Below are 12,996 nucleotides of genomic sequence, written 5' to 3' on the forward strand. Positions count from 1 at the left end.
GAAGGGCCGTTTCGTGAAATTGCCTGGGAGCTTTACACTTTATCAAACCACGATGATGCGGTTTCTTTCAGTACTTCATTTAACTCATTGATGTTGTTCTTACCCTGTGCTTCGAGCCAATTTCTGGCAGCGCTCTCACCTTGAGTAATAAAAGGCTCAACACCATTAGCCCAGGTCGCCCGACCGCATAATACACCATTGAATGTTGAGCCTGCTGTTTTAGCAAAGCGCAGCGTTTCCTGGAAAAGTTCGGCACTGACACCTGCACTCAGGAAAATAAAGGGTAATGGTGTGGCTTCAGACTGCTCCTTGAAGTACCTGGCAGCCTGCTCTTTAGTGTAAATATATTCATCACCAGAAGCATACCCTTCCACATACTTCATATTGACAGGAACTTCTACTTTCAGGACATCCACACCATAACGGGGTTTTGAGAATTCCTTCATCATCTCGTTAACTTTATGCGGTTTCACTTTCGCATACTCTTTACTGCCGGCATCGGCATTAGTTGCATCGTAGGAAACCAGTTCGAGGTAAAAAGGAATATCTTCTGCTGTACATTCTGAGCCCAGACGTTCGATAAACGCATGCTTCTGATCATTAATTTCCGCTTCTTCATCAATATCATAATAAAGCAAAAATTTTACCGCATCAGCTCCGGCCTCTTTCAGACGCTTTGCCGACCAGACGTTCAGTAAATCCGGCAAACGGCCTTTTTTACTGGCATCATATCCCGTTTTTTCATAAGCCAGTAAAAGACCTGCATTACCGGCTCTCGCCTCTGCGGCCGGCAGTCCATACTCGGGGTCAAGAAGAATTGAAGAAGCATAAGAGGTCAGTTCTTTTGATACCAGCGTTTTGAAGTCAATGATATCTTTATCCTCAGCACCCTGCGATTTATGAGCCGCGATCATCTTTTTCAACGCCCCGCGCTGATCAATGGCCAGCGCAGCTATCACACCAGACTCGTTCGATAATCTGAGCATGGCCTGTTTTTTTTGTTCAGTCAGTTTCGTCATCTTTACTCTACCTTTTTTGCAAAACGTTCTGTCAGGAACGATGATTTCAATAATCAGTGACAGGGAACAACAGAGATACTGTTAAACAGATGCTCAAAATGTTTCATGTTGATACATCCCGTCTGAGGTTCCATGGCATTCAGCATTCCAAATGCCATGGCGCGCTTGAGAATATTTTCCGGTGAGTCATGGTTGCTGATACCCACAGCAAGGCCAGCAATGGTTGAATCTCCGGATCCCACAGCATTAATGACATTAATTTCAGGGATCCGAACTGTGAAATAATGTCCTTCAATGCGGGCAAAAGCCCCGTTCTTTCCAAGGGAAACCACAATCCAGGGTATTTCCTGCAGTTCTTTATGGCTGCTTATCATCTCGATAAACGTCCCCGGCGAATCTGCATCAAATGACAGGCCAGTGATTTGTTCGAGTTCCTGTTGATTGGGTTTGATTAAATACGGAAGCTCGGGTCCGGTTGTGGCTCTTTTGAGGCACTCACCAGAACAGTCGAGCAATACCTTTTTATTCCTGCTACGGGCGATTCGAATCAGTGTCTGGTAGAAATCTTTTGGAACGCCTACCGGCAGGCTGCCAGAGAGCGTGACAGTATCAGCTTGATCAAGCAAACCGGTGAAGTGTCTGATGAACTGTTCCTGTTCTGTCACTACCGGGCCAGACTCGAGTATTTCTGTCTGCAGCCCCTCATGCAATATAGCAATACAGTTACGGGATTCCTGGGCGATCTGCTGGAAAGAATGTTCAATCCCCACGTCATCAAGATGACTGGTGATATATTTTCCCAAAGTTCCTCCGATGAGGCCAGTCGCCATTACCTCCTCTCCCGCCAGTTTTATGACCCTCGATACATTGAGCCCTTTCCCTCCAGCTTCTTTTCTGACATCTGAAACTCTGTTAACGGTATTGAGTTCAAGTTTTTTTAGCGGGTAGGAGATATCTACAGAAGGATTCATCGTAACGGTAAGAATGATTGTCACCACCTCACAAAGTAATTGTAATGGTTGGCATTATACAAGCGAAACAATAGAAAATGAATCGAAAATAAAAAACTTACAAAAAGCATTTTCGAAACACTTCATTAACTTTCTAATTCTCGTATCATAACCCGTCACTTCACTCAGAGTGCGAAAGAAAAGCTGTACTCCAGGCAAACTCGCAATGGGAACGATAACTTCGCTCTGAGACCCAGAGCGAAGTTATTATCGTACATCTGTCCGCTAATGAACCCGGGCGTCGGGAGATTGATGTTCTGAGTCACTCCCTTCACCCAGTCCAGCGTCAAACGCTGCACCGATAGCCTCAATCGCCTCATGCGCGTCAGGAACCTTTGCCATAACATGCAGGCGATGTCCCTTTTTAGCGCCGAGAGAGACCACCTTCATCAGGTTCTTACCGTCCACTACGCCCGACTGTGTGTCCAGATTTTCAACGCGGATATCTGACTGCCACTGTTTAATGGTTTTAACCAGCAGCGCACTGGGACGAGCGTGCAGGCCATGGGCGTTGGTGAGTGTGAAAGTTCCTTCAGCATCACACTGACTGATTTGCTCCTGTTTATCCTGTGGGTGGCTATCTGGGATTTTTCCTTCAAGAATGTTCAGTACGTCCTGTGCATCAGATGCTTTCTCAAGGGCTTCCTGAACTCCGTCATGACTCAGTACATGCGTAAGACGACGAAGAATATCAAGGTGTTCATTGTCTTGGGCAGCGATGGCGACAATCAGACGTGCTGTCTGACCCTCTCCCCAGTCAATCCCCTGGGACATACCATGACTTTCACACCTGTTTTTAATACGGCATGGCGGCTTTGTGGCGTACCATGGGGAATGGCAATACCGTTACCAAGATACGTACTAATCTGTGCTTCACGGTCGCGCATTCCGATCAGATATTCAGAGCTGATAAGTTTCGCATCTTCCATGGCTTTAGCCACCTGCATCAGAGCATCATCTTTTACGCTCACATCACGATTAAAGAAAATGTCCCCGGTTGTCAGATTAATGGCATTTTTCTCCGCCGGTACAGGTTGCACTGGCTCTGGTACAACAGGAGTCGTCTGGTTACCTTTTTGCCAGAGACGAAGCGCTCCCAGCATAACTGCGCCGCATACTGAACCTGCCAGAATACACAACACCCATATGATGGGTTTACTCACCAGAGGAAGGATCAGGAATCCACCATGGGGTGCCGGAACCTGGATTTGCATGCTGTAGCTGAGTACCGCCGATACAGAAGATGCAATCATCATCAGCGGGATAACCCGCAGCGGATCTTTGGCGGCGAAAGGAATGGCGCCTTCGGTGATATGAGTACAACCAAGAATATAGTTCACCATACCCGCTGTACGTTCTTCTTCGGTAAATCCTTTCGGGAAGAAGATTGTCGCGAGGGCTATAACCAGAGGTGGAGTGATACACGCAGCAGAAACGCCGGCCATAAAGAAGTCGTTCCCCTGCCCTAACAACAGTGTTCCGGTCACATACGCTGCTTTATTCACCGGTCCACCGAAGTCAAACGAGCACATCGCACCGACAACAATGCCTAACAGAATGGGATTGGCCTCCTGAAGAGAGCTCAGCCAGTGCATCATTCCGTTGTTCAGTGCCGCCACGGGCTGACCGAGCAGGATCATCATGACACCAATAACCAGTACACCGATCAAGGGCATGATAAAAATAGACTTCAGACCTTCATACTGTCGGGGAAGTCGTCCCAGAAGATTCCTCACCCAGAGCATAAAGTAACCCGCAGCAAAACCTGCGATGATACCGCCAAGAAATCCAGCTCCTGTCACGTTAGCCAGTAATCCGCCGACAAATCCGGCCACCATGCCCGGGCGTCCTGCAATTGAGTAGGCAATATAGGCGGTAAATACAGGAACCATGATAGAGAACGCCTGTTGCCCGACTTTCATCAGGGTTGCCGCAATAATATTGTATTGCGGAGATTCCGGGTTGGCCGAATAAATTCCCCAGAGGAAAGAAATGGCGATTAATATCCCCCCCGCCACAACAAAGGGAAGCATATTGGATACACCACTCATCAGGTGTTTATAAAACTGGCGTCCGAATGACCCCTGTTCTGCCTGTACTTCGCCCGAAGAAGTTGATGCCGTGACTGAACCTTTACGTATGGGGGCGTTCCCCTGAATGACTTTTGTTATCAGTTCCTCAGGGTGGTGGATGCCATCTTTAACAGGAACTTCAATGACCGGTAGACCGTTAAAGCGATCTGCATTCACATCCTTATCCGCGGCAATAATAACCCCATAGATATCTTGTAGATCGCCAAGTGTAATTGCATTTTCAACACCTGATGCGCCATTAGTCTCTACTTTAATTTCAACGTTCAGTTTTTTTGCTGCAGTCTTTAATGCCTCTTCGGCCATAAAAGTATGGGCGATTCCGGTAGGGCAGCCGGTTACCGCAATGACTTTTTTCATGATTTGCCTCTTATAATTTGACGGTCTCTGTCTGCGTCATTAACTGCTCCACCCGGGAAAACGTTCCGAGTCCTGGCGAAGCTGCCACATCAGCTCCCGTGGCACTGGCCAATCTGAGCGCCTCACTAACGTCACCACCCCGAAGCCAGACGCTTAAAAATGCTCCCAAAGCAGCATCTCCGGCACAGGCTGAACTGACCAGTTCAATTTCAGGTGCCGTACAGAACCAGATATCGGTGCCATCAGAAAAATAGAGTCCCCGCGCGCCCATGGTCAGCAGAACATTACGGGCGCCTGCTTTATGAAGAGAGGTCATCGCTTCTCTGACCTGCTGGCGAGTTCCAACTTCAAGTCCGAAGATCTCCGCAAGTTCATCATCGTTGGGTTTGATCAGTAACGGTTTCTGTTTAATCAGTTCTTTTAATACCGGATGACTGATGTCAAGGATCACCTCACAGCCTTTATCCCGACAAACGCTGAGTATTTCATCGTAAAAACTGCTTTCAATCCCGGGAGGGAGACTGCCACTGATAACCAGTTTATCTCCTTCGTTCAGACAGCCAAGGTGATGGAGAACCTGGAGCTTACAGTCATCATCAACATGGTTTCCCGGGTTAAGCAGTTTGTATTCATGTTTCCCGTCATTAATAATGATATTTATCCTTGTCGGCTGGTTTACCCATGCGGGAATCACTTTAAACTTTTCCTTAAGCAGTTCTTCCACAATATAACGGCCAGTAAACCCGCCGAAAATCCCCATAATATGTGCAGGCTAATTGAAGTGACCTAATACACGCGCAACATTGACACCTTTTCCGTTCGGGCAATATTCAGTATGGTGAGCACGATTAACAACGGAAGGAGTGACAGGATCGCACGAAATATTCATATCTATTGCGGTGTTTAGTGTCAGTGTATAAATCACAGTAGCGTACCTCTTTTATTCTCCAGAGCAGCAGCTCTGGCAGCAGGGTAAATTTACAAATAAGCAGGTTAACTTTCTAAATGCTGGCAGGACTGACAAAAGGGCTACGGGTGATCGCGTTACAATTTTTCTCAGGAACGTTAGATACCAGTATGTAAGATATCCCGTGTTCCACTTAGGTGAGCCCCATTTGTAAAGAACTTCAGGATCCCGTACAGAAATAACTGACACGCAACTATCCCGGAAGTTAATGCTCATATCCGCATATTCACTGTCCGAAACATGAATGCCGATGATGAACCTCCCACTTCCCCGGCACCGGTGCAAAATGCTCTCAGTTAAGACGGTCCTCATATCATTCACTTCCTAAAAATAAGTTATCAGCAACAAATCTTCATTTAGAAATAAATGTATCAATGCAGAGGAGTTTTTTTTGTGATCAAATGCACAGTTCAGGAATACACCCTTCAAATTGAAAGACAAAAATATAGTTAACTTTCATTTGTAAATGACACTAAAATATAAATTAAATAACTCAAGCGTTTGATTACCGGTGATTTAAATTATTTCAGCCTGCATTTTCGCCCGCAAAGAGAGATGCTGCATTTCGGGATCAGACCATGAACAATCCCCTAAAAGATTGCTCATGACAGAAAATGGCAACAGCTCTCAGACTGAAACATCATGATGTTCCAGAAAAGCAGTCACTTCATCCCTGGTAGAGGCCCCTTCCATTGGGCCCCGACGTGTCACAGCCATTGCGCCACACGCATTGGCGAAACGGAGTGCCTGCTCAACACCGTAACCCAGCGAGCAGCTGGCAATAAAAGCGCCGCCAAAGCAATCCCCCGCACCGGTAGGATCGATTTCATCTACCTGATGGCCGCTGATATGATAAGTCCCGGCAGGTGAATAATAACTGGCCCCTTGCTTCCCTCGCTTGATGATTACTTCCCTGACACCGTTATTCAGATAGCCTTCTACCGCTTTGTTCTCTGATATCTGTGAAGACAACAGCGTAACTTCATTCTCACTCGGCAAAAAGATATCCGTCAGTTCAAGTACATAATGCAGTGCATCACGCATTTCCGGGATATCTAACATTTCTTTACGAATATTAGGGTCAAAGGAGACGATACCGCCATTTGCTTTTACAATTGATGCGGCTTTCTTGACAGCATTAACCAGCGGGAAGGAGAACAAGGATGATCCCATCACATGGAAATAACGGCATTCTTTAAGCAACTCCTCAGTGACATCATCAGCAGAAATCTTCCCGCAGGCTGCGTTTTTAATATTAAAAATAAAATCTCGTTCACCGTCAGGATGATAAGTAACAAAAGCACTTCCGGTTGAATCAGCAGGCAAAATACGGATGCCTCGCGTATCAACACCATCGCTTGCCAGACGTTCAATATTCATTCTGCCAAAACCATCATTCCCCACGCAGCTGATGATTCCACATGGCGCACCAAGTCTGGTGACTTGATCAATAAAGATAGCCGGTGCACCGCTGGGATAGGGCCCATGCCACATTCCCGGTGAGGAAAAGGATTGTCCAACCTTGTCAGCCATAATCTCAACCAGTATTTCACCGATGGTATAAATCTTTTCCATTATTCTGACCCTCAGTTAAATTAATAGGTAACTTTGCCCCGGTCATCCGCGTTTCTTTTTATTTCTCACATCAACATAGACTGCAATAAGAATTACGAGCCCTTTTACCACCATCTGATAAAAATAGGGAACATTCATCAGGTTCATACCATTATTGATAATACCGATAATAAGTGCACCAATTAAGGTTCCAATCACTGTACCATACCCACCGTTGAGACTGGTACCACCAAGAACTGCAGCAGCAATAGCATCAAGCTCATAGCTCAGGGCGGCATTAGGTTGCCCTGAACACAGGCGTGAGGCCAGAATCATTCCACTGATACCTGCCATTACTGCGGTTATCATAAAAACTTTAATCTTCAGTGTGGTTACATTAATACCAGAATATATGGTAACTTCTCTGTTGCCACCGGTGATATATATCTTACGACCAAATGTGGTTTTAGATAATACGAAGTGATTCACAAGTAATAAGACTAGCAGGATCAAAATCGGTACGGGGATATAAAGAAAGACACCACTCCCCAATGCAAGAAACGTATCATCTTTAATCATTACCGGCGTACCTTCAGTCAGAATATATGCAATCCCTCTGAAGATCCCCATAGTCGCAACCGTAACAATGAAAGAAGGAATACAGGCTATCGCAGTCAATCCTCCATTGATAAGGCCGAGCAGCATCGCTGCCACAACAGAGAGCGGAAGGACAAGAATAAAAGGAATACCAAAAGATAACCCCAGAGCTGAAAATGTACCGATCAGTGCAATCGTTGATCCAACTGAAAGATCTATATCGCCCAGTAATAACACATAGGTCATACCATAAGCGATTATGGCAATAATCGACACCTGAAGAATTATGTTTGTGATATTGTTCACAGTCAGGAAATTGTCATTAGCCAGGGTGAATAATACGATTAATGCCAGCAGACCAATCAGTATCCCTCCGTACTGTTTAATCATTTTAGCCATGGATGAGTGCCCCTTGAGTTCGCCTGCGGGAGTGTGAATAGCTTTTTCGTTCATTGTCCGACTCCTGTTGCTTCAATCATGACCTGAGTCTGTGTTAAACCTGCGCTGGAAAAAGTGGCAGCGATTTTTTTATTCCGCATCACGATCAACCTGTCACTCAGTGCCATGACTTCGGGGAGTTCGGAAGACACCAGGATAATGGCCGTTCCCTGAGCGCTGAGCTGCCGGATAACGTTGTAAATCTCAAATTTCGCCACAACATCCACACCGCGCGTAGGTTCATCCAGGATCAATATACGCGGTAGTTTTTCAAGCCATTTCGAGAGAACGATCTTTTGCTGATTACCCCCACTCAAAGTACTGACAAGCTGATGGGGAGAATTAACCTTGATGTTCATTCGCTGAATGGCCTGAATGGTTTGTTTCAGCTCTTTTTTATGGCTGATGAATGCTGACCCAGTATGTTGAAACGCCACATGATGCACATTCATACCGACATAATGCATCAACACCAGCCCCTCCTCTTTGCGGTTTTCGGTCACAAAAGCAATCCCATGCTCAATTGCGTGCCGGGGGTTACGGAGCACAACTGGCGCACCGTCAATCAGGATCTCTCCCTGATAGCTTTCAAGGCCAAAAATGGATTTCATGAGATCGGAGCGTCCTGACCCCACAAGCCCGAAGAAACCCAGCACTTCCCCTGCCCGTACCGAAAAGCTGATGTCGTTGAATAACCGGGGATGACTCAATTTCCTGACCGCAAATAATTCAGCCGGCCCCCCCGGACAGTGGCATACCAATGCGCGGAGGGTAGATATCAGCCATTTCCCGTCCAACCATTTCGGCAATCAGTTTTTTAATCGTAGTCTCATCTTTTTGATGAGTGGCTATATACTGAACATCACGCATGACGGAAATATCATCCGATACTCGCATAATTTCATCCATGCGATGAGAAATGTAAATTATCGCCGTGCCACGGCGTTTTAATTTCTGTATAATATTAAAGAGAATTTCGGCCTCGTTGTCGCTGAGCGATGATGTCGGTTCATCCATAATCACCACTTTTGCCGGGTAGCTTAATGCTTTCGCAATTTCAACCAACTGACGCTGGGCCATCGACATCGTCCCGACAGTCTGTTGCGGGTCTACATTAATTCCAAGTTCAGAAAGTAATTTCTGGCAATCATTTACCAGTTTTCGGTCATTAATAAATCCGTATCGTGATGGCTCATGATTAGCATAAATGTTTTCTGCTACTGTCAGATTATTACTCAGACTTAACTCCTGAAAAATAATGGCAATACCCAGTGCGCGTGAATGGCTCGGACTGACAATACGAACCTCGTGCCCATTCAGCATAATTTGTCCTTTGGTCGGATGGTAAACGCCGGCAAGAATTTTCATCAGCGTTGATTTTCCGGCACCATTTTCACCTAGCAACGTATGCACTTTTCCTTTACGAATATTCAGGCTGACATTTCTTAAGGCATTAACTGGTCCGAAACTTTTGGCTATATCTCTTACTGCCAGGACGGGTTCCGTCATTTAATCTTCCACAAGCAATAAAGCACTTATCATGTTTTATCAGCAGATAATGTTGACAGTTATTTTTTAGTATAAATTCCAGGTGCTACAGAGATTATTTTATCTACCGGCTTACCGTTCAGATGATCCACCGCCGCATCAATCGCTTTTACCCCCATCTGATCGGGATACTGGCGTATTACAGCGACAAATGTTTTCTCTGTATCAACTGCCTGTCGCGCTTCCGGCATACCGTCAAAGCCAATAATTTTTATCTGGTCATTGTGCGCCGATTTGGCTGCAATGACGGCGGCGAGGGCCGCATCATCCCCGAAGCCAAATAATCCATTCAAATCAGGATGTGCCTGTAACATATTTTGCGCAACCGTTAAAGCTTCCGCGCACGTGATCCCGGTCTGGATAGAAACTATTTGTACATCCGGCGTCTCGGCGAGCCCTTTTTTAAATCCTTCTACCCTTTGTACAACAGACTGCACTGCAGGATAGTCAATGATTCCGACCTTACCTTTGCCATTAAGCAATTGCCCCATCAGTTTACCCGCCTTCACTCCTCCAGCGTAGTTATCAGTTGCTACATGCGTCACAACAGGTACCCCCTCAGCGGCCACATCAACGGTAATGACCGGAATACCTGCTTTTTCGGCTTTCATAATGGCAGCCTGAACGCCTTTCGAATCAACTGGAGAAATAATGATGGCATCAACTTTTCTCGTGATAAAGTCTTCAACATCAGAAAGTTGTTTATTTAAATCCTGATTAGCAACAGATAAACTCAATATTACATTATCTTTTTTCGTTTCACTTTTCATGGCATCTGCCAGTTCAATATAAAACGGATGTTGCTGGGTCAGCAGAGAGGCGCCTATCTGATATTCTTTTGCCAAAACTGCCTGAGATATCATTATGAGTCCGATAAACACTGCGACACCTGGAATTTTAAGCTGTTTCATATTCTATCCTCAGACTTATTGTAATTGATTTGTATATCAACCATTAAAGGTTAATAAGCACTCATCCATCTCTGACTACACTCCTCTGTTGGGAGTGTTCTTTTCAGCTACAAAATCTTCACCTTCATCACTTTCGATCCTCTGACTTTTAAAACATTATCCAGTCGGATTATGGATTAGCCTTCAAAACGGAATGAAAGACAACATAACTTTCGTTATGAAAGTCAATATATAAGCAAAACGTAAGCAAAAGCGTGAGGAAGATCGAGATTTACTTAAAAAGAGCAAAGATAAATTTAACTCTCTGATTTAAATCAAATTAAAATATAGCTAGGGAAGATATTCTCGCGCGAGGATTCATGTCGTGAACAAAAGGACATTCAAAATAAGACTCCTAACCATTTGATATTAATTAGTTAAATGCTTATCTCTGAAATTACAGGCCTTAAAACAGTCTGCACTCTTGATACCAGTGATTTATGGCAGTAATCCAGACTGAAGCTGCGTTACTTTCAATTAAAAGTACCGGGCGTTATAGTAGCGTCCTCATATATTTATGACCGGGGGTCAATGTGCCCAGAAAATCATCTAACCTATTAAAACGCCGATTAAAAATTGCAGAACTGGTGGGACAGCAGGGAGAAATAAAAGTAGATGACCTGTCCGTACTCCTTGGGGTTTCGGGAGTCACGATCCGAGGTGATCTTAACTACCTCGAACAACAGGGATACCTGAAACGTTCCTTCGGCGGTGCGATTGCGACACCTGCTGTTCTTAATATCTCTTCGCAGTATGAATCTTCAGTCTCCGCTCAGCCGGTGTCCCTCGTACACAAACTTGAGATTGCACATCACTGTGCAAGACTGATCTCAGACAGGGAAACAATCTTTCTGGGTCATGGTGAAACCTGTCGCAGAATTATTCCTTTTCTTTGTGAGAAGAAAAAGTTAAGAGTGATAGTTAATGACTTACAGCATGTCCTGCTGGCTGAACAATATATAGATGGTGATATCATCGTGGCTGGTGATGATGTCATTCGTCCCGAGTCATTACTTTCAGGTAAAACCTTTGATGATGTCATTCAGAAATTCACGATTAACCACTGTATTTTAGAAGTCAGCATACTTGAATCAAACGGTGGTTTAATTGTCAATCAACCATTACTGACATCACATTACCAGAGATGTATCGATAAAGCTCAGGATACAACTGCGATACTTAACCCTGTCCATGAAATATCGGGAACGATACCTACCCTCGGGAGTCTCAGTCAGGTGAATAATCTGGTAACCTGCCGTTTTATAAATGAAAATTATCAGCAATTACTTTCCGATGCCGATTTCAACATTCGCTACAGCAATAATGAATGTTTTACATGGTCTAACCGTAACTTATCCGGAGAATAAGGAGTGACTATGTCTGTTAATATCTGCTCTATGGGTGAACTTTTAGTTGAATTCCTCTCTAGGAATGCCAATCAGGGGTTTACTCAACCCGGTGAGTTCACCGGCCCCTATCCCAGCGGTGCTCCCGCAATTTTTGCAGCACAAGTAGCCAGACTGGGATTTAAATCCAATCTGTTCGGTTGTGTGGGTAACGATGACTTCGGTCGACTGAACATCGAAAGATTGCGCCTTGAAGGTGTCATAACCGATGGTATCAGTATTATTGATCAAGCCCCCACAGGCACCGCCTTTGTCAGCTACCGCAACCAGACAGAACGTGATTTTATATTTAATATCCCTAATAGCGCCAGTGGTCACTTTACTGCAAAACATATTGATATTAAATTACTAAAGCAATGCCAGCATATCCATATAATGGGGTCATCCTTGTTTTCCTTTCGTATCATTGATGCGATGCGAAAAGCCATTGAGATTGTAAAAGAGCATAACGGAACCGTCTCCTTTGATCCCAATATTCGTAAGGAAATGCTGAATATTCCCGAAATGGAACAGGCCTTTGACTATATCCTTGAGTATACAGATATTTTTTTGCCAAGTGAAAGTGAAATATCTCATTTCTCTAGGACAAAAAATCAGTCTGAGGATGAGGTTGTTTATGAATTATTAAATAATGGAATAAAATACGTCGTAATAAAAAGAGGCCCAAAAGGAGCAAGCCATTACCGTTTATCTAAAGGAAAAATCAGAGAACGCCATGTTCAGGGTCTGGGGACCAGGATTGTCGATCCAACCGGGGCGGGAGACTGTTTCGGTGCAACATTTGTCAGCCTGTTGCTGGCCGACTATCCGGAAGAAAAAGCACTGAAGTATGCGAACGCCAGTGGTGCTTTAGCTGTTTCTTCCAGAGGGCCAATGGAAGGTCTGTCATCTCTTACACAAATAGAAAGTCTTTTGTCTTCCGCTAAATGAGCTCACCCCTCCTGAGTGAGGGGTTATATCTAATAACATACTGACTTTTGGTGACAGAAGAGGTTATTTCCATATATTTGAGCAATATAGTCTTACGGATTTAATTCATGAGCATTCATATTTGTAT

Annotated in this window: 7 protein-coding genes and 4 pseudogenes; 2 read left to right on the forward strand and 9 right to left on the reverse strand. The window is 44.8% G+C overall.

The annotated features are described in order from the left end of the window. Positions 1-32 precede the first annotated feature (32 nt). From lacD to AC6I8M_RS15045, 9 genes and pseudogenes are all read right to left on the reverse strand, one after another. Positions 33-1,019 carry a tagatose-bisphosphate aldolase gene (gene lacD, locus AC6I8M_RS15005; RefSeq protein WP_498013481.1) on the reverse strand — a complete coding sequence of 329 codons (987 nt, stop codon included), beginning with the start codon at positions 1,017-1,019 and terminating at the stop codon, positions 33-35. A 53-nt stretch (positions 1,020-1,072) separates the two neighbouring features. Next, positions 1,073-2,008: a hexose kinase gene (locus AC6I8M_RS15010; RefSeq protein ID WP_041387753.1), complete on the reverse strand. Its 936-nt coding sequence runs from the start codon at positions 2,006-2,008 to the stop codon at positions 1,073-1,075. Between the two features lie 246 nt (positions 2,009-2,254). Next, positions 2,255-3,039, reverse strand: a pseudogene (locus AC6I8M_RS15015) (HPr family phosphocarrier protein). A gap of 63 nt (positions 3,040-3,102) precedes the next feature. Next, positions 3,103-4,479, reverse strand: a pseudogene (locus AC6I8M_RS15020) (PTS fructose transporter subunit IIC); the annotation flags it as partial. A gap of 10 nt (positions 4,480-4,489) precedes the next feature. Beyond that, positions 4,490-5,404: pseudogene (gene pfkB, locus AC6I8M_RS15025) on the reverse strand (1-phosphofructokinase). Positions 5,405-6,073: 669 nt separating this feature from the next. After that, positions 6,074-7,021 carry a sugar kinase gene (locus tag AC6I8M_RS15030; RefSeq protein ID WP_010616165.1) on the reverse strand — a complete coding sequence of 316 codons (948 nt, stop codon included), beginning with the start codon at positions 7,019-7,021 and terminating at the stop codon, positions 6,074-6,076. 42 nt (positions 7,022-7,063) lie between these two features. Further along, the gene (locus tag AC6I8M_RS15035) at positions 7,064-7,996 is read right to left on the reverse strand and encodes an ABC transporter permease (protein ID WP_498013821.1); all 933 of its coding nucleotides are present in this window, start codon (positions 7,994-7,996) and stop codon (positions 7,064-7,066) included. 50 nt (positions 7,997-8,046) lie between these two features. Next, positions 8,047-9,544, reverse strand: a pseudogene (locus AC6I8M_RS15040) (sugar ABC transporter ATP-binding protein). Between the two features lie 59 nt (positions 9,545-9,603). Beyond that, positions 9,604-10,446 carry a substrate-binding domain-containing protein gene (locus AC6I8M_RS15045; protein WP_498013822.1) on the reverse strand — a complete coding sequence of 281 codons (843 nt, stop codon included), beginning with the start codon at positions 10,444-10,446 and terminating at the stop codon, positions 9,604-9,606. Positions 10,447-11,066: 620 nt separating this feature from the next. Between AC6I8M_RS15045 and AC6I8M_RS15050 the strand changes: the two genes are divergently transcribed. Beyond that, positions 11,067-11,900 carry a DeoR/GlpR family DNA-binding transcription regulator gene (locus AC6I8M_RS15050; protein ID WP_022549463.1) on the forward strand — a complete coding sequence of 278 codons (834 nt, stop codon included), beginning with the start codon at positions 11,067-11,069 and terminating at the stop codon, positions 11,898-11,900. 9 nt (positions 11,901-11,909) lie between these two features. Then, a complete protein-coding gene (locus tag AC6I8M_RS15055; RefSeq protein WP_010616168.1) occupies positions 11,910-12,869 on the forward strand; it encodes a sugar kinase in 960 nt (319 codons plus the stop codon). Positions 12,870-12,996: the final 127 nt, after the last annotated feature.

It is taken from the genome of Type-A symbiont of Plautia stali, assembly GCF_059731155.1.

Coding starts and splice junctions, on each gene's coding strand:
- lacD (WP_498013481.1), bottom strand. CDS start 1,019: ATGACGAAACTGACTGAACAAAAAAAACAGGCCATGCTCAGATTATCG.
- AC6I8M_RS15030 (WP_010616165.1), bottom strand. CDS start 7,021: ATGGAAAAGATTTATACCATCGGTGAAATACTGGTTGAGATTATGGCT.
- AC6I8M_RS15035 (WP_498013821.1), bottom strand. CDS start 7,996: ATGGCTAAAATGATTAAACAGTACGGAGGGATACTGATTGGTCTGCTG.
- AC6I8M_RS15045 (WP_498013822.1), bottom strand. CDS start 10,446: ATGATATCTCAGGCAGTTTTGGCAAAAGAATATCAGATAGGCGCCTCT.
- AC6I8M_RS15055 (WP_010616168.1), top strand. CDS start 11,910: ATGTCTGTTAATATCTGCTCTATGGGTGAACTTTTAGTTGAATTCCTC.